Source organism: Variovorax frigidus (assembly GCF_051216515.1).
Classification (GTDB): domain Bacteria; phylum Pseudomonadota; class Gammaproteobacteria; order Burkholderiales; family Burkholderiaceae_C; genus Variovorax.
The window spans coordinates 969,644-991,316 of the sequence record NZ_JBPJZF010000001.1 but is presented as its reverse complement, the minus strand read 5'-3'; the positions used below and the strand labels follow the sequence as shown (position 1 = coordinate 991,316).

Genomic DNA, 21,673 nt, shown 5'->3' with positions numbered 1-21,673 from the left:
AGTCGGACGGGGGCTTCGTTCGTCCTTTCGGTATCGGAGCCTGCGTGCACGCCGGCTCCATGGACAGCGTCGAACGGCAAGGGCCGTCGGCGCTGCGAGACCGACTCCACCTTCGACTGGACACCCGATGAGCAGACGCGAAACCCCGGCCCCCTCGACCCCTCGCGCGCAGCGCCCGTTGCATCGATCGCGACGCAGGCTGGCGCCGATCGCACGGGCGATCGCCGTCGTGCTGGCGACCGGCAGCGTGCTTGCCGATGCGCACGCACAGCGCGCACTCGGCGCGGCCTGGATGGCGCAGAAGAACGTGATCCAGGGCACGGCGCAGGCCACGGGCCGCTTGCCCAATGGCCAGCCGGTGACCAGCCTCACGAACCCCACGCAGCAGCGCGACAGCGCGCAGATGCAGCGCTCGCTCGACAACCTCAACCTCGCCGCGCGCGGCATCGCGGCGCAGCAGGCGGCCCAGGAAGCGGCGCGGCAGGCGGCGTTGAATGGCAATGCGGTGCTGCCCGATGGCCTCGTCGACGGCGGCCTCAAGGTCGACACGAACAGCCTCACGGCCGGCTGGTTGAACGCCAAGGCGCCGGTGCAGACGGCCGCGGGCGGGCGCACGGTGGTGGGCATCGAGCAGACCGACGAGAAGGCGATCCTGAACTGGGAGACTTTCAACGTGGGCAAGAACACCACGGTGAAGTTCGACCAGAAGGGCGGCGCGAAAACCGACGGCACGAACAGCTGGATCGCGCTCAACCGCATCAACGACCCGAGCGGCAAGCCGAGCCAGATCGCCGGGCAGATCCAGGCCGACGGCGCGGTCTACCTCGTCAACCGCAACGGCATCGTCTTCAACGGCAGCAGCCAGGTGAACACGCGTTCGCTGGTCGCGAGTTCGCTGGCGCTGAGCGACAAGCAGTTCAAGCTCGGCATCAACAAGGCGCAGTATTTCAACGATGCCTACGAGGGCCAGGCGGATTCGTTCGCGATCCCGCAGTTCGGCGAGTTCACGGCCGTGCGCCCGGACATCAACCAGGGCTTCGTCAAGGGCGTCGATGGCGCGCCCGACACGCTGGGCGGCGTGGCGCGTTTCGATCCGGGCGCGGCGCCCGGTGCGGTGCAGGTGCAGGCCGGCGCAAGGCTGGCCGTCGATGCCGGCGGCAAGATCATGCTGTTCGCGCCCAAGGTCCACAACGCGGGCACGGTGTCCGCACCCGACGGCCAGGTGATCCTGGCGGCCGGCGAGAACGTGCACATCAACACCTCGAAGCTGACCGACAAGAACGGCGTGCGCGGTCTGGAAGTCGCGGTCTCGGCCGTGCCGGGCTGGGCCTTTGCCTGGACGCACATGGAGAACGCGCTGGCCGGCGGCCCGGTGCAGTGGAATCCGCAGTTCGTGCAGGGCCTGCGCGACGTGCTGCTGCCGGAGATGGCGGCGCGCACCGCCGCCGTCGGCTACGACGTGACCAACGCGGGCATCGTGCAGTCCGAGCGCGGCAACATCACGCTGCAGGCGCAGAACATCCACCAGAACGGTGTGCTGACGTCGACCACCGCGCTGAACAACCGCAGCGGCTCCATCCTGCTGCGCGCCTGGGGCCAGGGCACGCACGCCTATCAGAACAGCGACAACGACAACATCCTGATCAACTGGCTGGCCGGAACGCTGACGCTCGGCGAAGGCAGCGTGACCCGGATCCTGCCCGACGCCAGCGACACCAGCCTGATCGAGACCACCGCGCTCGCGACCCGCTACCAGCCGGGCCGCATCGCCCTCTATGGCAAGCTGATCGACCTCCAGCCGCACGCCGGCGTGCTCGCGCCTTCGGGCACCATCGAGATCGAGTCGGCGGTCAACCCGCTCTACACGCAGCTGCCGGGCTACCGCCCCGGCAGCCTCGGCGACGGCAGCCGCGTCTACATCGACGCCGGCGCCTACGTCAGCGTGGCCGGCATCCAGGGCGCGGCCGTGGACATGTCGCGCAACTTCGTCGAGGCCGAGCTGCGCATCAACGAATTGCGCGACTCGCCGCTGCTGCTCGATTCCTGGGTGCGCGGCAAGAAGATCGTCGTCGACCGCCGGGCCTCGGGCGTCTTCGCCGACGGTCCGATGGCCGGCGTCGAATGGGTCAAGAACAGCGCCGGCGTGATGGTTCCGGGCGCCTGGGCCGGCACGCCGATCGGCGACGTGACGGGCTGGGTCGGGGTCGGCATGACCGACATGAACGAGCTCTCGACCGATGCGGGCCGGATCACCGTGCGCGCCGGTGGCGAATTCATCTCGCGCGCAGGCTCGCTGCTCGACGTCTCGGGCGGATCGGTGCGCTACAACGACGGCCTGAACACCGCGACCAAGCTGATGGGTGCCGACGGCCGCGTCTATGCCATGGACAAGGCCTTCTCCGACCGCGACTACACCGGCATCGCGGGCCGCTACGTCCAGGACCACCAACGCTGGGGCGTGTCGGAGGAATTCGTCTCGCCGCTGATCGGCCGCAACGCGATCGAAGCGGGCTACACCGAAGGCCGCAACGCCGGGTCGGTCGTCATCTTCGCCGGCAAGGGTTTCGTGCTCGAAGGCGACTATGCGGGCGGCGTGGTGGTCGGCGACCGCCAGCAGAAGCAGCCGTCTAAGAACATCGGCGGCAAGCTCGAATTCGGCGGCGGCAGCGTCGAGGACCGGCCGTGGTCGCTGGGCGACCTGGTCGTGGGCCACGACCCGCACCGGCTCGCGGCCGACTTCACTTCCACCGCGACGCTGGGCGCCGACTTCATCGCCGCGCCGCGCCCCGGCCGCAACGAGGAGCCGGGCAAGCTGAGCTACATCCTCGACGACACGCTGAGCCAGTCGCGCATGGGCTCGGTCACCTTCCACATGCGGCGCGACTTCACGCTCGAGGAGGGCGCGGTGCTCGACATGGCGCCGGGCTCCAGCCTCATGATCAACGAGTTCGAGAACTCGACCAACACCGTCACCATCCACGGCACGATGCGCGCGGCCGGCGGCAACATCACCGCGATGGCGGCGATGGGCACCCTGCGCATCGGCGAGAAGGGCCGCTTCGACACCAGCGGCCAGTGGATCAACACCTGGCTGGACGGCGCGCAGCCCGCGCGCTGGGCCATGGACGCCGGCAGCATCCTGCTGTCGGCCAAGGATTTCGAGATCGACAGCCGCGCCGTGCTCGACGTCTCGGGCGGCGGGCGTGTCGACACCGCGGCCAAGGGCCTGCCGACGCTGCGGGTCGGCCATGCCGGCCTGATCACGCTCGCAGGCGTGGACGAGCGCACCGACCTGGGCGCGCTCGACATGCGCGCGCTGGCGGCGGGCTCCGCCGGCCGGCTCGCGATCAACACCGGCGCCGTGGTGCAGATCGGCGGCGAGCGCAACGACCCCACCCGTCTCTGGCTGCCGGAAACGCTGTACGCGGAGCGCGGCTTCGGGGTGGTGAGCATCGCCGGCAGCGCCGACATCGGCGTGGCCGACGGTGCCGTGGTCAGCCTGGTGCCGGCCAGCCTGGACACCGGCGGCTTCGACTACCGCCTGCTCGCCAGCGGCGCCCGCCTGGCCGACGCCGCGCCGGCCGTGCGGCTGGCGGCCGCGCAGCGTTTCGCGCGCAAGCCGGCCGAGCTCAACCTGAGCAACACGTCGAGCCACATCACGATCGGCGCCGGTGCGTCGGTCGGCGTGGACACCGGCGGCCGCATCCAGCTCAAGGCCGAAGGCGGCACCGTCACGGTGCAGGGCACGGTCGCCGCGCCGGCCGGCACCATCACGGTCGAAGCGGGGCAGGTCACGCTGGAGGCGGACGCGCAACTGCTGGCGCGCGGCGCCGCGCTGATCGCCACCGATGCCAAGGGCCGCCTGAGCGGCCGGGTACTGGACGGCGGCCGCATCGAACTGGTCGGCGGCATGGCGGACCTGGCCAGCGTGGCGCTGAAAGCCGGCTCGCTGATCGACGTCTCGGGCAGCACCGGCGTGGTGGAGAGCCCCAGGTCCGGCCCCTTCGGTGGCGACCTCGCAGGCATGCCGCTGCGCCGGCTGGACAGCGACGGCGGCAGCATCCGCGTGCAGGGCGCGCTCGCGCTCGACGGTCGCCTGGCCGGCCATGCCGGCGGTGCGTCCGCCAGCGGCGGCGCGCTGACCCTCGTCGACAGCGGGGTGAAGCCGACGGGCGGCATCACCGTGCCGACGCGCCTCTACTACCGCGACAAGGCCGGCGTGATCCGCAACGGCCTCTTCACGACGCTGGACCTGGACATCTTCGACACGTACGGCACCGCGCCGCTGCGGCTCACCGCAGCCATGCGCACGGCCCTGACCAACCTGTCGCCCATCCAGGCCAGCGGCATGGTGATCGACGATGGCGGCTCGGGCGGCAGCGGCGTGACCATTCAGAAGCCGTGGGAAGCCAACCCGGTGCTGGACGCTCGCGTGGTCCAGCTGCTCAACACCCATTTCTATTCGAACGCGACGGCCACCCAGAAGATCCAGATCGGCGATGTGCAGGTCTCGGCGAGTTCGCATGTCTCGGACAAGGCACTGGCCGATGGCGGTTTCGCCGACCTCTCGCTGAACGGCAAGGTCTCGCTGAACAACGTCCACCTGCAGGCGGGCCATTCGATCACCATCGGCGGCACGCTGAGCGGCCTGAACGGCAGCAGCGCCAGCCTCAGTGCGCCGCACCTGGTGTTCAGCGGCATCGGCGGTGGTTCGCCCCCGGCCGCCAACACCGCGCAGTCGAGTGGCCAGCTGACGCTCACGGGACAACTGATCGACATCCAGGGCAGCAACGCCCCCGGCGCAGGCATGCGCATCGGCGGCTTCGCGCGCACGGTGATCGAGGGCAAGGCGCTGCGCTTCATCGGCGAGATCCCGGCGCAGTTCGCGGGCACGCTCAATTCGGACATCACGCTCGGGGTCGACGGCGAACTCGTCGTGCGCGCCGGCCAGGTCTATCCGTCGACCGGCATGACCGGCATCCTGCGCGCGGGCGATTCGATCACGGTGGAACGCTTCGGCGAGACCGGCTCGGCGCCCCTGTCGGCCGGCGGCACGCTGCGCCTCGAAGCGCCGGTGATCGAGCAGAACGGCGTGCTGCGCGCACCCTTCGGCCAGATCGAGCTGATCGCCGCGAACCGCCTGACGCTGGGCGCGGGCAGCCTGACCTCGGTCTCCGGTGCGGGCCTGAACGTGCCCTACGGCAGCCTGATCAACAACGAGCATTGGCAGGATCCGCGCAAGGCGCCGAACACGGTGACGCCGTCCGACGGCGCGTTGGTCGCGCCGCCCGAGAAGCGCATCACGCTGAAGGCCCCGGACGTCGGCCTCGCCGCGGGCGCGGTGCTCGACATTACCGGCGGCGGCGACCTGTTCGCGGCCGAGTTCGTACCGGGCCCGGGCGGCTCGCACAACGTGCTGAACGTGCCCGGCATGTACGCCGTGGTGCCCGGCTACGGCAGCGCCGCGCCGGTCGCCGGTGCGCCGGCCGGCCAGCGCGTCTGGCTGGCCGGCAGCCCGGGCCTCGCGGCCGGCTGGTACACGCTGCTGCCGGCCCGCTACGCCTTGCTGCCCGGCGCCTTCGCGGTGCAGAGCAACGGCCGCGCCTGGCTGGGCACGGCGGCCAGGCCGTCGGCCTTGCCCGACGGCAGCCACGTGGTGCAGGGCAAGGCCGGCGATGCGCTGGGCAGCCTGAGCGAAGAGGTCGCCACCGGCTGGCGCGTGATGTCGGGCGCGACGCTGCGCCGGTACACCGAATACAACGAGGCCTCGTCGAACGCGTTCTTCTCGTCCGACGCCTTCAAGCTCACGCAGTACCGCCTGACCGGCCGCGACATCGTCACGCCGCGGCTGGCGCGCGACGGCGGCGCGGTGGTGTTCGACGCCACCGCCAGCCTGGTGCTGGACGGCAGCCTGAAGTCAGCGCCCGACGCGGGCGGACGCGGCGGCCTGGTCGACATCGCCGGCCAGAAGATCGCCATCGTCGGCCGCGACCTCGATGCGGCCGACCTGCGTGCCGACGGCTACCTCGTCATCGACGCGGCGAGCCTGTCGAACTTCGGCGCCGGCAGCCTGCTGGTCGGCGGCAAGCGCAGCGGCCACGTGCTCGGCCTCGGGCTCGAGGTGACGGCCACCGACATCGTGGTGCGCAACGGCGCCGGCTCGGCGCTGACCGGACCGGAAATCATCCTGGCCGCCAGCGACCAGGTCGGCATCGACGGCGGCAGCGTGCTGAGCGCCGTCGGCACGGTCTCGCCCGGCGGCGGCCGGCTGGTCGTCAGGCCGCGCGTGGCGGCGGTCTACACCGATCCCGACGGCAACCTCGACGACAACAACGACGGCGTGATCGACGCCAAGGACACCAAGGACGACGTGCTGACCAGCCCGGCACGCGACCACGGTGCGCTGGTCCGCCTGTCGAACGGCGATGCCACCACCGTGCTGCGCGAAGGGGTGGACACCACCACCGGCGGGCGGGTGCGCATCGGCGAAGGCGTGATCGTGCAGGGCGGCGCCTCGCTGCTGATCGACGCGACCCGCTCGACCGAGCTGGCCGGCTCCGCGCAGGTTTCGGCCGCCCGGCTGTCGGTGTCGGCCGGCCGCATCAGCTTCGGCGGCGGCACCGAAGGCATGCTGCTGGACGCGGCGACGCTGACGCAGCTCTCGAACGCGAAGGCGCTGACGCTGCGCAGCTATTCGAGCTTCGACTTCTACCGCTCGCTCGACCTCGGCGCCAGCGGCCTGGCCGCGCTGACTTTCGACGGCGCGACCTTCGCCAGCCGCGCGCCGGGCGACGTGACGATCAAGGGCGACACGGTGACGCTGGCCAACAGCGGGGGCGCGGCCGTCTTCGATCCCGCGCAGGGCGGCGGCGCCTTCATCCTCGACACCCGCACGCTGGTGCTGGGTGCCGGCGACAAGGCTTTCGCGGGCTTCGGCCGCGTCGAGCTGGCCGCGCGCGAGCAGATCACCGGCGAGGGCAAGGGCAGCCTGTCGACCGCGAGCGCGCTGACGCTGCGCACACCGGTGCTGACGGGACGCGGCGGCGCCGTGCAATCCATCGCCACCACCGGCGACCTGCAGGTGCTGGCATCGGGCACGTCCGGCGCGGTCGCGGCCGACCCGCAGGAGAGCCTGGGCACCCGGCTGTCGCTCAGCGGGCGCAACGTGCTGTTCGCCAGCCAGGCGCTGGCGCTGGGCGGCGGCATCGAGCTCGGCGCCACCGGCGGCAGCGTGGTGGTGGCCGATGGCGCGCGGCTCGACGTCGGCGGTTTCGCCAAGAACTTCTTCGACGTCGCCGATTTCGCCGACGCCGGCCGCATCAGCCTGTCGGCCCTGGGCGGCGACGTGCGCCTGGCCTCCGGCAGCAGCCTGAACCTGGCCGCTCACCGCGACGGCGGCAGCGCCGGCACGCTGAGCCTCGCCGCATCGGGCGGCGGCACGGTGGTGCTGGACGGTGCCATCACCGCGCAGGCCGGCGCCAGCGGCAAGGCCGGCGCCTTCGCGCTGGACATTGCCGCCCTGCCGGACTTCGCCGGCTTCAGCCAGCGGCTCAACGACGCGGGCTTCAACCGCTCGCGCCAGTTCCGCATCCGCCAGGGCGACATCACGCTGGGCGGCGTCACGACGGTGGAGGACTTCGTGCTGACGGCCGACCAGGGCCGCGTCGACATCACCGGCCGCATCGATGCGCGCTCGGCCTACGGCGGCGCGGTCCGCATCACCGGCGGCAACGGCGTCGCCATGCAGGACGGCGCGCAACTGCGGGCCGGCGCCACCGGCGAATTGGGCAGCGGCCGGGTCACGCTCGAAGCCGCCGGGGGCTCGCTGGACCTGCAGGGCGGCCTGATCGACGTCTCCGGCGCGGACGGCGGCAAGGTTCGACTGCGCGCGCAGCAGAGCGACGATCACCGGGACGTGCGGGTCACCGCATTGCGCGCCGCCATCCAAGGTGCGCGTTCGACCGTGCTCGAAGGCGTTCGCGGCTACGACGTGGCGAACTACGACGGCAGCAGCGTCGATTCCGTGAAGGCCGATGCGGTCGCCGACGCCGTGCGCTTCGCCGGCCTGGCGCCGGCCATGGCCGCGCGCCTGGGCCGCAGCGACATCGCCGTCGCCGCCGGCATCGAGATCACCAGTGCCGGCGACCTCGTCATGAACGGCGACTGGAATCTGTTCGGCGATTTCGCCGCCAGCCGCGAAGGCAGCCTGACGCTGCGCGCCGGCGGCAACCTGTTGTTGAACGGCCACCTGAGCGACGGCTTCGACAAGGCCGGACGCGACGGCGTGCTGCAGGACGCCGCATCGTGGGACCTGCGCCTGGTCGCCGGTGCCGACCTCGCGTCGGCCGACCGGCTCGCGCTCCAGCCGCTGGCCGGCCTGGCGGCGGGCAAGGGCTCGGTCATCGTCGGCACGGCCAACACCAGTGCGGATCCGGCCGTCGACAACGGCGCCGGCAAACTGCTGCGCACCGGCACCGGGGACCTCACGGTCCGCGCCGGCCGCGACCTCACGCTGGCGCACAAGGATTCGGTGGCCTACACCGCCGGCCGCAAGGACATGACGACCTGGGCCGACTTCACGACCGCGCGCGCCGATGCCACCTACGGCGTGGCCGGTGGCCACCTCGACCTGGCCGCGCAGGGCGACATCGGCGCGCAGGCGTCCGGCCAACGCTTCACCGAGTGGCTCAACCGCCAGGGCATGGTGAACCAGGACGGCTACTTCGGCGAGTACTCGATCCGCTCCGGCACCCGGCCGGATGGCAGCTACGGTCCGATCGTCGAGAGTCCGGACCAGTCGAGCTGGTGGGTCAACTACGGCGAGTTCCGCCAGGGCGTGGGCGCCCTGGGCGGCGGCAACGTGAAGGTCAGCGCGGGCGGCGACCTGCGCGACCTCGGCGTCATGCTGACGACCAACCTGCGCCTGCGCGGCGGCCTCCGTTCGGGCGCGGCGATGGCGCAGGAAATGCGCAACGGCGGCCTGATGGCGGTCGATGCCGGCGGCGCGATCCGCGGCGGGCAGTACTACGTCGCACGCGGCGCGGCCGAGCTCCGCGCCAACGAAACGGCGACCAGCCACACCGTCCAGGTGCGGCGCAGCACCGGCAGCACCGGCAGTACGCAGGATGTCGTCGGCGATTTCGCGCTGGCGCCGGTGCTCTCGCTGGGCGACGCCACGCTCACCCTGCGCACCGCCGGCAACCTGGTGCTGCAGGCGGTCATCGACCCTCTGCTGGTGCGCTACGGCGACGGTTACATCGCCGGCAACCTCAACGACTACCAGGCCTACATGAGCGGCTACACCGGCCGCAGTGCGCTCCGGCTGTCGTCCACCGGCGGCGACGTGACCCTGGTCAACCAGGCGGAGTTCGCGTTCAAGAACGTGGCGCTGCAAACCTCGACGACCGCGCAGGACGGCCTGGTCGGCAAGGGCGCCAACCGCTTCCCGGCCATGACGCATGCGACGGCGATGAACGGTTCGCTGGAGATCCAGGGGCCGATGTCCGTCATGCCCGGCACCACCAACGACGTGCGCCTGCTGGCGCAGAAGAACGTCTTCTTCAACAACCAGAACTACAGCCTGCTCCGCGCACTGGGAGGCAATACCCGCTTCAACGCGACCTACCAGAGCGAGCCCTACGCCGAGGTCATCATGTCGTATGCGACGCCGGAGATGATGCCGTCCGCTTTCGCGCCACTGGGCAACTTCCGCCAGGTCAACCTGGACGCGCTGCTGCGCAACGTGCAGGGGCCCTCTGTCGACATTGGCGCCTTCTCGAACGCCCGCTACGACGCGCTGAAGAACCCGGACGTGCTGCCCCTGGCCGGCGACCGCGAACCCAGCCGCATCTATGCCTCGCAGGGCTCGGTGCTCGGCCTGGACATGATGGCCAGCGAGCAGACCTGGACCCGCGCCGGCACCGACATCCGCGGCGTGCGCATGAGCGGGCGCAACAACCATGCCGACGACGTGACCCTGCTGGAAGCCGGCAACGACATCCTCGCGATGACGGCGTTGCGCCCGCGCGGCGGCAGCGGCGTCGTCATGCAGGGCGCCGGTACGCTGCTGCTGTCGGCCGGACGCGACGTGTACGCCGACGACATGCAGATCCGGACCGTCGGCAACCAGCTGTTCGACGGCGCCAACCGGGCCCTGCCCGACACCCGGGTCAAGGGGCTGCCCGACCAGGGCGCGGCGATCACGGTGATGGCCGGCATGAACCGCGCCGCCGGCTACGACGCCTTCGCCAGTGCCTACCTCGACCCGGCGAACGTCGCGGCCATGCCCGACTACCTCCAGACCCGCGCCGCCGACGGCCGCATGCTGCCGGCCTACCTGAGCGACCGGGTCGAAAGCCGCAAGGACGGCCAGGAAAAGACCGTGCGCCGCGGCCTGGTGTCCTATGTGAAGGACATGACCGGCGAAACGCTGGAGCCGCTGGCCGCCTGGGCGCGTTTCCAGACCCTGCAGCCGCTGGCCCGCCAGCAGTTCCTGCGCCAGGTCTACCTGCTCGAACTGCGCGAAGCCGGCCGCGACCAGAACGAGCCGGGCGTGGGCGGCCTGCCGCGCAACGGCGGCTACAACCGCGGCTACGCGGCGATCGCCACGCTGTTCCCCGGCGACGAATGGAAGGGCGATGTGGCGGCCAACAAGCTGATGCTGCGCACCATGGCCGGCGGCGACATCAACGTGTTGACGCCGGGCGGCGGCCTTCAGGTGGCGGCGTTGGGCGCGACCGTGCCCGAAGGCTACGGCCTGGTGACGCTGGCCTCGGGCCACATCAACGTCTTCGCCAAGGAGGACGTGACGGTCAACCGCTCGCGCATCCTGTCCTTCGTGCCGGCGGCGACGCAGCAGGGCAGCGACCAGATCATCTGGTCCACGCAAGGCGACATCGACGCCGGGCGCGGCTCGAAGACCGTGCGGGTGCCGTCCGGTCCGGACATCGCCACCGACGTCGACGGCGACACCACGGTCCGCGAGCGTTCCGACATGAGCGGCAGCGGCATCGGGACCGTCGGCGACGGCGACGTCGACCTGGTCGCGCCGGGCGGCACCGTCAATGCGGGCGACGCCGGCCTGCGGGTGGCCGGCAACCTGAACATCGCCGCGCTGCAGGTGCTCAACGCCGACAACATCCAGGTCAAGGGCGAGATCAAGGGCCTGCCGGTGATCGCGGCGGTCAACATCGGCGCGCTGACCAACGCCAGCGCGGCGGCCTCGCAGGCGGCCGTTGCGGCGCAGGAGGTGCTGCAGCGCGAACGCGCCGCGGCCCGCCAGACATTGCCTTCGGTGTTCACGGTGCGCGTGCTGGGCTTCGGCAGCGAGCCCGCGGGGCAGGGCGGCCAGGGCGGGCCCGCGTCGGACCCGCCCGCGCCGAGGCCGGCGAGTCGCGCGGCCTACGATCGATCGAAGATGGTGCAGATCGTCGGCCTGGGCAGCGACATGGATGCGGGCGGCTGGCTGCGGCTGACCGAGGCCGAGCGCCGCAGTGTGCAGCAGGATCGGTGATGCACGGCCTCGCGACGGATCGCATGGCGGATCACGGGAGCGCCGCCATGGATGACCCTGCGCCGGCCCTGCCGGCCCTGCCGCTGCGCGACGTGCTGGTGCGCCACTACGCCACGCTGCATCGCCGCCTGACGCGGCAGCTGCGCTGTCCCGAATTCGCGAGCGAGTGCCTGCACGAGCTCTGGCTCGGCCTGGGCGAGGCCGTGGCGGATGCCCTGGACCGGCCCGAGGCCTACGTCTACCGCGCCGCCTCCAACCTGGCGATGGACCGCCTGCGCACGCGCAGCCTGTGGCAGTACGTGGACGAGAGCGAGGCTTCCGAGCTCGCGGACCTGTCCCCGGGACCGGCCCAGCTCACGGAGATGCGCTCGGAGATCGCGGCGATCGATCAGGCCTTCCAGCAGCTGCCGCGGCGCCACCGTGCGGTGCTGGTGGCGATCCGCGTCGATGCCTGCAGCCGCAGCGAGGTGGCGGCGCATTTCGGCATCTCGTTGCGCACCGTCGACACGGTGCTGCGCCAGTCGCTGGACCACTGCGCGCAGCAGACCGGGCTGCGCATCGCCGGCGGCGTGAGCGCACCGCGGCGCAGCCTGAGCCCGCGCCGCACGGCGACGGTCGGCGCTGCTGCGTCCGGCATCGCGGCCCGTTGCCGGACGCACCCGACCGCTGCCGCCGCGGGCTGCTAGGCCTGCGCCCCCAGGGCGATCGACAGCGCGCGTTCGCGCGTCACGCGGTCGGTGTCGTCGAGCGCAGCACGCGCGCGGCCTCGACCTTCATCGACTTCATCCTTGCACGAGCGAAGGATGAGGGCCGGCGACCCTGGAGGCGCTCGCTCTACCCAGGGGCCCCGTTGCCCCGTGCGCTTCGTGCGCGGCCGAACACGTGTCACCGCCGCACCAAAAATGCCCCAACCCCCCTGATTTCGGGGCCACTATGGGGCAATTCAAAAAATGCCTGCCATTTTTTGCACCTGCTTTTCGCGCTCGAAATAAATCGGACGGATTCCCGTTCGACGCCATAAAGAATTGTACGAATATCCGTACGAATTTCTTTGGCGAAGCGCGTTTCAAGGGTCGAATCTATCGATTTTCATATCGAACTCGGGTTTACGAGGGAATCGAGCTGGCACAGACCATGCTCCAGTACCCATGCCTCGATTCTTGCGAGCGACCCCGTGCAAATGCCGATGAATCGGTCTTGCATCCATTTGTAGTCATAGGAGTAAAGATGACCGATAAGAGCAGTTTTCGTCTTTTGGTAATGGCCTCCGCCTTGGGCCTTGCCGCATGCGGCGGCGGTAACGACGCGCCGGTCGTGGTCGCGCCCCCCGTCAGTGAAACGCCCAATCCATCGACTGAACCGCCCCCGACCACGCCGCCGGTGGCGTCCGATCAATTGGTCATTCCGCCGGAAGTCGTGGCGGCCGCGGCGAAGATCGACGGTGATCCACAGATCAAGGCGTTGCTATTGGACCAGAGCGCACCCACGGCGGCCAAATCGCGCTGGAATCAGTTTCTCGAATTGGTAAAAATCGCCTCGCCATCGCGTGCCGAACTGCGCATGGCTGCGGAAATCCATCAGCGCCTGATCAATGAATGGGGATTCTCTCCCACCGAAGTCAAAACCCGTGCCGACGGCATCATGTTCGGCACCGACGTGAACGTGGTCGACGGCCTGCCCGTCTATAACGCATGCGTCGAAATCAAGGGCTCCTATTCCAGTTCCGCCGCGGCGAAGCATTACAACGGCCAATTCCCGAAGGTGCTGGTCGAAGGCCACATCGACGTGGTGAATCCGGAAAGCCTGCCACCGGCCAGCGATCCGTTCAACAAGATTCGCCTGCAGCCCTTCAGCCAGGCCGTGGTCGAAACGCCGGCCCAGCTTGCCGGACTGACGGATGTGCTGAGCTTCAATTCAGCGGGTCGGGTCATCGAGGACGCGAACTACGGCCGCGCCAGCCAGATCTTCGCCAACGCGACGGCGGCAGCGGCGGGTGGCGGCGTGCGGGTGTATGTGCCCGGCTACGGCGACATGATGTCCAGCACTTCCAATGCCTTCGTGCTCGCCGCGGCCATGAAGAAATTCAACATCCGCCCGGTCTACGACGTCTGGATCTGCGGCACGGCGGGTGAGGAAGGCAAGGGCAACCTCGCCGGCATGAAGCAACTCTTCGGCTTCGAGCAAGACCTCGGAACCGGATCGAACCCACTGAACTTCGTTTCCAGCATGGGCCTGGAAGGCGGCGGCACCGTCAACTTCCTGGGCAGCTACCGCTTCGAGATGAAGTTCAAGGCGCCAACCACCGCCAGCAGCAGCGATCCGAGCGCACCGGAAGCCATGGCAGCGGCCATCGCCAAGATCGCCGACGTGAAGACCCCGTCCGAACTTCGCCAGGGTGCGCCCCGGACGACCTACACGGTGGGCCGTGCATCGTGCGAGGCGCCAGCGGCAGGCAGCACCGTCGTGCCGAGCTGCTCGCTGGAAGTCGACATGCGCTCCCCGGTGACGGAGACGCTGAACGAGGTGCGCGCCTCGATCGTGCCCCAGTTCCAGGCCGGACTGACGGCGGAGAACACCCGTTACAGCCGTGCCGACGGCACCGCGCAAGCGCTGTCGCTGGAACAGGTCTGGTACGGATTGCGTCCCGCCTTCGTGCTGACGCAGCCCAACACCGCCGCGATCCATGCGGGGATCCAGTCGGGCCTGACCACCGGAACGGACACCCGCACCACGGTCAACACCTCGTCGGGAAGCCTGAACGACAACGTGCCGGCCAACACCGGCGTGCCGACCTATAACTTCACCCTGGCCTCGAACGCCGCCGGTGCGGGGGGTCATGCCTTCTGGGAGTGGGGCACGCGCGGCACGCCTGACCTCGAAGTGCAGCGCATGCGCCGGGTGCTCACCGCCACCCTCATCCAGTCCGGCTACCACGCTGCGGACGGCACCATCGTCCAGCCCTCGGTCGGACCCATCGGCAATCGCACCCGCGAAGTGCGCTAAGGAGCAAACATGAACACCCGATTTCTCATCAAAGCCGTCTGCGTGGCCGCGTTGACCGTGGCCGGTTTCTCCGCCCAGGCCCAACAAACGGGCAGCGTCGCTGTCGAGTTCCAGGGGCCGGGAGGCCACAGCAGCAGCAACTACGGCCGCACCAGCGCGCTTCACGCCGCCGGACGTGCGGTGATCTTCCTGCAGCAAGCCAACCTTCCCCGCGGCAGCTACACCATCACCAATGTGACCGGTGGCAACTCGGTCAACAGCATCGCATCCGATGGCCTCATCGAACTGCAGCTGACGGCCGCCGACCCGACGGCCTATGCCGACCTGGTCGCCAAGATCACGGCAGCAGCCAAATCGGGCGCCGATGCGGAGAACGCCTTCCGGGGCGTCAAGGTGGGTGACCTGACGGCCGGCGCGCCCGCGCATGTCCGCTACAACGTGGCCCAGCGTTAAGAAGCCATCGGGCGGTGATGCGAGGCGCACTGACGCCCCGCATCGCCGCCCATTTGAAGGGTGTGCTGCAAATGTCTTCTGCGCGCTCGGAAGTGCTGGCGTTGACTTATAATTCGATATTCAATAGATGTCGTAGGTGGATCGGAAGCCTATAGATGCCAGGAGGCTTTATTTTGAGGCAGCCAATGGCATACCGTGTGTGGGCCAATTTTTATTGGCCGATTGTTTTTCTTTTATTCGGCAGCACCTGTGGCGTTCACGCCCAGGACATCGACACCCTCAAACGCATCGCGGACACCGGCACCATCCGGCTCGGCCACCGCGAATCGTCCATTCCATTTTCTTATTACGACGAAAAACGCAATGCGGTCGGATTTTCACACGACCTGATGCTGAAGATCGTCGACACGCTTAAATCCAATCTCGGGCTGCCGGGGCTGACGATCAAATTGGTCCCGGTCACCCCGCAGAACCGTCTGGCATTGGTGCAAAATGGCAGCGTCGATATCGAATGCGCATCCACCACCCATAATCAAGAACGCGCCCGCCAGGTCGCTTTTTCGACATCTTTTTTTCAGATCGGGACCCGTCTTCTCACGCACCGATCGTCCGGTATCCGGGATTTTTCCGATCTGGCGGGTAAACGCGTGGCGGTGACGTCGGCGACGACCTCCGAGCGGCTTTTGAGAACCTATAACGAAAGCTCGCTCAGGGGCTTTCGCATCGTGGTGGGCAAGGACCACGGCGAATCCTTCGAATTGGTGACGAGCGGCAGGGCCGACGCCTTCATGATGGACGACGCCTTGTTGTACGGTGAGCGCGCAAAGGTTGCCAATCCGCAGGACTGGGAGGTGGTGGGCACGCCGATGTCATCCGAAGTGTACGGATGCATGATGCGGTTGAAGGATCACCAGCTCAAGCAGATCGTCGACGGCGTCCTGATAAAAATGATGACAAGCGGAGAAATACTGAAGGTGTATCAAAAATGGTTTCAGAGGCCCATTCCGCCGCGTGGGCTGAATCTGGCATGGCCCCCTTCGCCGGAGTTGCGGCAGCTGTACGCACACCCCAACGACCAGCCGTCGGAATAACGCGCCCATGTTGCGGGGCAAAGTAACTGCCAATATCTTCAAGGGCGCCATCGGCGTCGTGGCATTGCTGTTGGTATTTGCCACTGCCGTGCTGTCCTATCAGCAGGGGAAGAAGCTCGGTATTCGACAACTCAAGACCGACGCCAACCATCGGCTCGATCTTTTTGCGTCGGCGGTGGAAGGCGTCGCCAAGCCGCTGGAGAACATTCCGGCCACGATACAGCTGCACCCGGATGTGCTGCAGATTTTGCGGGCACCCGGCACGCCCCGCACCACCCGCGCGGTGAACGACTATCTCCGGCGTCTCAATGCCCATGTGGGAGGGCTGGCGGCGTTCACCCTCAATGTGAGAGGCGTGGTGGTCGCTTCGAGCAACACCGCGGTTCATGACGATAGCCTCCTGGGGGCGGACGTTTCTTTCAGGCCGTATTTCCTCGATTCACTCGCAGGTCGTGTCGGCAAGCATTTTTCCATCGGTATCGACGGCGGCGGTGCCGGGTACTTTGTCTCGTATCCCGTGCGTGACGGTGCGGTGGTGGTGGGCGTGGCGGTGATCAAGATCGGGTTGCATCCGGTCGACCAGCTGTGGGACCTGGTCGGTTCGCCCGCGCTGATTGCGGATGCCAACCATGTGGTGATCCTTGCGTCCCGGCCCGATTGGCGATACCGCGCCATCTTGCCGCTGACGGTGGAGCAGCGCGTGAATCTGCAACTCACCCGCGCCTATGCCGACCTGGAGATCCTGCCCATTCAGGATTTTCTGCCCATCGGTGCCGATGTGGATGTTCGAACCGACGGTCAGAAAATGACGTTGATACGACCGCTCGACGGCATGGACTGGCGCGTCAGCATCGTTCTCGACCTGAAGCAGGTGCACCGTGGCGCGACGATGGCGGCGATCACCGGCGGTGGCGGCGCCGCCTTGCTGTTGCTGCTGGCGCTGGCCGCGGTCCAGGGAAGACGCATTGCCAGGCAGCGTCGACTGGTGCGGCAGATGCTGGAGCAATCGAATGTGGCCCTCGAAATCAAGGTCGCAGAGCGCACCCACGACCTGAGCGCCATCAATGATCAGTTGCGTCGCGAAGTGCACGACCGCAATGTTGCCGAGCAGTCGTTGCGGGCCGCGCAAAGCGAACTCGTGCAAGCGGGCAAGATGGCGGTCCTGGGGCAGTTGTCGGCCGGCATTACCCATGAACTCACCCAGCCTCTGGGCGCGATGCGCACCATCGCAGGCAATGCCGAGGAGTTTCTGCTGCGCGGGAAACTCGACAGTGCGACACAGAATCTGAAGATCCTCGGCCGTCTGGTGGACCAGATGGGCGGCATCATCCAGCCTTTGAAGAACTTCGCCAGAAAATCGGAGCCTGTTTTCCAGAAGGTCGATCTGAGCAAATCGCTTGACGATGCGCTCTTTCTTCTGAGCAGCAGAATACGCGCGCTTCAGGTTGAAATTTCGAACCCTGTCGGGAAGGGCCGATTCTTCGTTCGTTGTGAACAGAATCGACTTGAGCAGGTCTTCATCAATCTGCTGAGCAATTCGCTGGATGCGCTCGAAGCGCAGCATTCACCGCGGGTCATCACCATCCAGGCCGCGCAGGACAGCGAGCGGACCTGCGATGCGCTCATGACCAGCATCAGCGTTTCGGACAACGGCTCGGGCATGGACGACGCCACGCGCGCCCGATTGTTCGAACCATTCTTCACCACCAAGGAAAGCGGCGCGGGCCTCGGCTTGGGGTTGGTGATTTCACGTGACATCCTGACCGAGTTCGGCGGCACGATCGAAATCGTCTCTGCGCAGGGCCGCGGCACCTGCTTTCGTCTGAGGATACCGTCGTATGAACCGTGATGAATTTCCGGGCAGCAACCTCATGGTTCTGCTGGTGGAGGACGAGCCCGACATGCGCCTGGGCTGCACGCAGGCCTTGGAACTCGACGGGATACCCTCCCGAGCCGTGGCGAGTGTGGAGGAAGCACGCCCGTTGTTGCAGCCGGGCTTTCCAGGCGTCGTCATCACCGACATGAAGCTGCCCGGCGAGGACGGTCTGGCGCTCATCAAATACTGCCGCCAGCTCGATGCAGAACTGCCGGTGGTGATGATCACGGGGCACGGGGACGTTCGACTGGCCGTGGAAGCCATGCGAAACGGCGCCTACGATTTCATCACCAAGCCGTTTTCGAGAGAAACGCTTCTGGAGGTGACCCGGCGCGCCCTCGAGAAACGGCAACTGACGCTGGAAGTGCTGAAACTGAGGCAAAGCCTGGCGGACCTGCACGGTTTCGAGAGGCAATTGGTCGGCGCGTCCGAACACATCAAGAAGATCCGGATACTGACGGCCGAACTCGCCGCCTCGCCGATCGATGTGTTGATCTCCGGCGAGACAGGCACCGGCAAGGAAGTGGTCGCGCAGGCATTGCATACCCAGTCCGACCGCCGTCTGGGACCGTTCGTCGCCATCAATTGCGGGGCCATGTCGGATCAACTTCTCGATGGCGAGCTGTTCGGTCATGAGCCTGGCGCCATGCCGGGCGCTTTTGAAAAACGCGTTGGCAAGATTGAATTCGCGAACGGCGGCACGCTGTTCCTGGATGAACTGGAGTCGATGTCCATCTCGATGCAGATGAAGCTTCTGCGGGTCATTCAGGACCGAAAGATCGAGCGCATCGGGTCCAACGAACCGTTGCATGTCGACGTCCGCATCATCGCGGCGACCAAGGTCAATCTGCTCCAGGCCGCGCAGGAAGGAAGTTTCAGGCCCGACCTGTACTACCGGCTGAATATCGCCTCGGTAAAAATGGCGCCACTGCGCGAGCGCCGGGAGGATATTCCGGTCTTGCTCAACCACTTTCTTCTGCTGGCATCGAGCCGTTATGCCCGGCCCCTGCCCGATATCAGTCAGGCGCAGCAGAGCCAGCTGCTCGCACACGACTGGCCCGGCAATGTGCGAGAACTCAAGAACATTGCCGAATGCCTGGTGCTGAACGTGCCGTGCGGCGTCATCACGCAGCGGGAGCCCGATGCGGATGCCGATCTGGACAACGATCCCGGCCTTGCCGACATGGTCGAGAACTTCGAGAAGGCGATCATCGAAAGCGTGTTGGTCAAGCACGGCGGCAATGCCTCATTGAGTGCCCGGTCGCTGAAGGTGCCTAAAACAACGCTGGCCGACAAGCTGCGGAAATACAACCTTTCCACCAAACGGGACGACGGCTAGGTCGGCTATGGCGACCCAAGCCACGGTCGCCTTGTTTGCTGGCTTGGCGCGCATGCAGGTCGTGGGCCGGGGTTGTGCCGAGCATGCCTAGGCTCTTTTCAGTTCGAACACCAGGCAGGTCGTAGTGGCGTGCGCATACAGCGTGCCGCCCGGACCGACCAGCCGCGCCTCGGCGGTGGCGAGCTGCCGGCCGCAATGGATCACGCGGCCTTCGGCGCGCACGCGCTGCACCTTCGGTGTCAGGCCCTTGACGTAGTTCACGCCGAGCTCGGCCGTGGTGTAGCTGCGGCCCGCCGGCAGCATCGTCTGCACCGCGCAGCCCAGCGCCGAATCGAGCAGCGTCGCGACCCAGCCCCCGTGGATGGTGCCCAGCGGGTTCAGGTGCCGCGCCATCGGCGTGCCCTGGAACACCGCCACGCCGGGCTGCACCGACAGCACCGTGAAGTCGAGCGTCTTGGCGATGGCTGCGTAGGGAATCTCGCCTTCGATCATGGCCTGCATGATCTCGAGGCCGGTCTTGCCCTCGATCTGTTCGGGCTTCGCCAGCCCCGGCCCGGGGCCGGCGTCGAGCCGGGCGATCACTGCGTTTTCTTCCTCGACCCAAGCGGCGAGCATGTCGATTTGCACGGGAAATTCCTTTTCTTATGTACATGCAATGATTGCACATACAATCATTTCCATGGATGCTATCTCAACACCGCAAGGCTGCACCAATTTCAGGCTGCGCAGCCTGAGCCGACTGATGTCGCGCCACTACGACGCGCACGTCGCGCAGGCCGGCATCAAGACCACCCAGTACTCGTTGCTGAGCCACGTGCTGCACCGCGGCCCGCTGCGTCCCACCGACCTGGCCGACGCGCTCAACCTCGATGCCTCGACCCTGACGCGCAATCTCAAGCCGATGCTGCTGGCCGGCTGGGTCACGCAGACCGAGGGCGTCGATGCACGCAGCCGGCTCATCGCGGTCACCGAGGCCGGGCGCGAAAAGCGCGCCGAGGCCCTGCGTTGCTGGCGCACCGCGCAGCGGGAGATCAACGCGCTGCTCGGCGTCGAGCGCGTGCTGGCGCTGCATGCGCTGATCGACGAGAGCATCGAACTGCTGCGCCATGCGGGCGACGAAATCGCGGAAGGAGGCGGCGATGAATGACATTCCGAACGCCGCCCCATCGAGGCCGGCCGTGGCGCGCCATGCGCTGTGGGTGGTGCTGCTGGCCGCGGCCGGCACCTTTGCGCTGACCATGGGCGTGCGCCAGACCATGGGCCTGTTCCTGTCGGCGGTCAACACCTCGACCGGCCTGGGCGTGGGCAGCATCAGCCTGGCCTTCGCCTTCGGGCAGCTCTGGTGGGGCCTCACGCAGCCCTTCGCGGGCGCGGTGGCCGATCGCATCGGCACGGGGAGGGTGATCTTCGTCGGCGTGCTGCTGGTGGCGATCGGCACGGTCCTCACGCCGCTGATGACGAGCACCGCCGGCCTCATCTTCGCCATCGGCGTGCTGGCTGCGGGTGGCGCGGGCATGGCCGGCCCCTCGGTGCTGATGGCGGCCTGCACGCGGCTGGTGCCGGCCGAGAAGCGCGGGCTGGCCACCGGCATCGTGAACGCGGGCGGCTCCTTCGGGCAGTTCGCGATGGCACCCATCGCCATCGGGCTCACGGCCGCGGTCGGCTGGGCCGCGTCGATGCAATGGCTGGGCGTGCTGGTGCTGCTGGCGCTGCCGGCCATCTGGGTGCTCAAGGGAAATTCCAATGCCATCGCCGCGGCCTCGGCCGCCGCTTCGGGACGCCCGCCGCTCACCGCGCGCCAGGCCATCGGCCAGGCCCTGGCCATGCCGAGCTACCGCTACCTGGCGCTCGGCTTCCTGGTGTGCGGTTTCCACGTCGCCTTCCTGGCGACGCACCTGCCGGGCGTGGTGGCCGCCTGCGGCCTGCCGCCGGAGATCGGTGGATGGTCGCTCGCGCTGATCGGCCTGTTCAACATCGTCGGCAGCCTCGGCATGGGCTGGGCCGTGGGGCGCTGGCGCATGAAGTCCCTGCTGTCGCTGCTCTACACGGTGCGCGGGCTGGCCGTGCTGGCCTTCCTGCTGGCGCCGAAGACGCCGCTGGTGATGCTGCTGTTCGCGGCCATCATGGGCGTGACCTTCCTGTCGACCGTGCCACCGACCGCGGGCCTGGTCGCCAAGATGTTCGGCCCGTCGAACATGGCGATGCTGTTCGGCATCGTGATGCTGGCGCACCAGGTCGGCGGCTTTTTCGGCGCCTTCCTGGGCGGCTACGTGTTCCAGGCCACCGGCAGCTACGACTGGGTCTGGTACATCGACATCGTGCTGGCCGCCGGTGCGGCGCTGATCAACCTGCCGATCCGCGAAGCGCGGCTGGCACCCAAGCCCCACGCGGCGGCCTGA

10 protein-coding genes are annotated in these 21,673 nt (G+C 68.0%); 9 read left to right on the top strand and 1 reads right to left on the bottom strand.

Going from position 1 to position 21,673, the window contains the following annotated elements:
• Positions 1 to 127: 127 nt before the first annotated feature.
• The 7 genes from ACSFBC_RS04640 (at position 128) to ACSFBC_RS04610 (ending at position 19,274) form a co-directional block, all read left to right on the top strand.
• The gene (locus tag ACSFBC_RS04640) at positions 128 to 11,512 is read left to right on the top strand and encodes a filamentous haemagglutinin family protein (RefSeq protein WP_435509124.1); all 11,385 of its coding nucleotides are present in this window, start codon (positions 128 to 130) and stop codon (positions 11,510 to 11,512) included.
• 47 nt (positions 11,513 to 11,559) lie between these two features.
• Complete coding sequence (locus ACSFBC_RS04635; RefSeq protein ID WP_435509123.1) at positions 11,560 to 12,198, top strand: RNA polymerase sigma factor; 639 nt, start codon at positions 11,560 to 11,562, stop codon at positions 12,196 to 12,198.
• A 541-nt stretch (positions 12,199 to 12,739) separates the two neighbouring features.
• The gene (locus ACSFBC_RS04630; protein ID WP_435509122.1) at positions 12,740 to 14,515 is read left to right on the top strand and encodes a zinc-binding metallopeptidase family protein; all 1,776 of its coding nucleotides are present in this window, start codon (positions 12,740 to 12,742) and stop codon (positions 14,513 to 14,515) included.
• Positions 14,516 to 14,524: 9 nt separating this feature from the next.
• Positions 14,525 to 14,968, top strand: coding sequence for a peptidase dimerization domain-containing protein (locus ACSFBC_RS04625; RefSeq protein WP_435509121.1), 444 nt, complete (start codon positions 14,525 to 14,527; stop codon positions 14,966 to 14,968).
• Positions 14,969 to 15,153: 185 nt separating this feature from the next.
• Positions 15,154 to 16,059: a transporter substrate-binding domain-containing protein gene (locus tag ACSFBC_RS04620; protein ID WP_435509120.1), complete on the top strand. Its 906-nt coding sequence runs from the start codon at positions 15,154 to 15,156 to the stop codon at positions 16,057 to 16,059.
• A gap of 7 nt (positions 16,060 to 16,066) precedes the next feature.
• Positions 16,067 to 17,908: an ATP-binding protein gene (locus tag ACSFBC_RS04615; RefSeq protein WP_435509119.1), complete on the top strand. Its 1,842-nt coding sequence runs from the start codon at positions 16,067 to 16,069 to the stop codon at positions 17,906 to 17,908.
• On the top strand, positions 17,898 to 19,274 hold the full coding sequence (locus ACSFBC_RS04610; RefSeq protein WP_435509118.1) for a sigma-54-dependent transcriptional regulator: 1,377 nt from the start codon (positions 17,898 to 17,900) through the stop codon (positions 19,272 to 19,274). The genes ACSFBC_RS04615 and ACSFBC_RS04610 overlap by 11 nt, the downstream gene beginning before the upstream one ends.
• Positions 19,275 to 19,361: 87 nt before the next feature.
• On the opposite strand, the gene ACSFBC_RS04605 is transcribed toward ACSFBC_RS04610, so the two are convergent.
• The gene (locus ACSFBC_RS04605) at positions 19,362 to 19,889 is read right to left on the bottom strand and encodes a PaaI family thioesterase (protein ID WP_435509265.1); all 528 of its coding nucleotides are present in this window, start codon (positions 19,887 to 19,889) and stop codon (positions 19,362 to 19,364) included.
• A 64-nt stretch (positions 19,890 to 19,953) separates the two neighbouring features.
• On the opposite strand from ACSFBC_RS04605, the gene ACSFBC_RS04600 reads away from it, so the two are divergent.
• Complete coding sequence (locus ACSFBC_RS04600; protein ID WP_435509117.1) at positions 19,954 to 20,421, top strand: MarR family winged helix-turn-helix transcriptional regulator; 468 nt, start codon at positions 19,954 to 19,956, stop codon at positions 20,419 to 20,421.
• Complete coding sequence (locus ACSFBC_RS04595; RefSeq protein WP_435509116.1) at positions 20,414 to 21,673, top strand: MFS transporter; 1,260 nt, start codon at positions 20,414 to 20,416, stop codon at positions 21,671 to 21,673. The genes ACSFBC_RS04600 and ACSFBC_RS04595 overlap by 8 nt, the downstream gene beginning before the upstream one ends.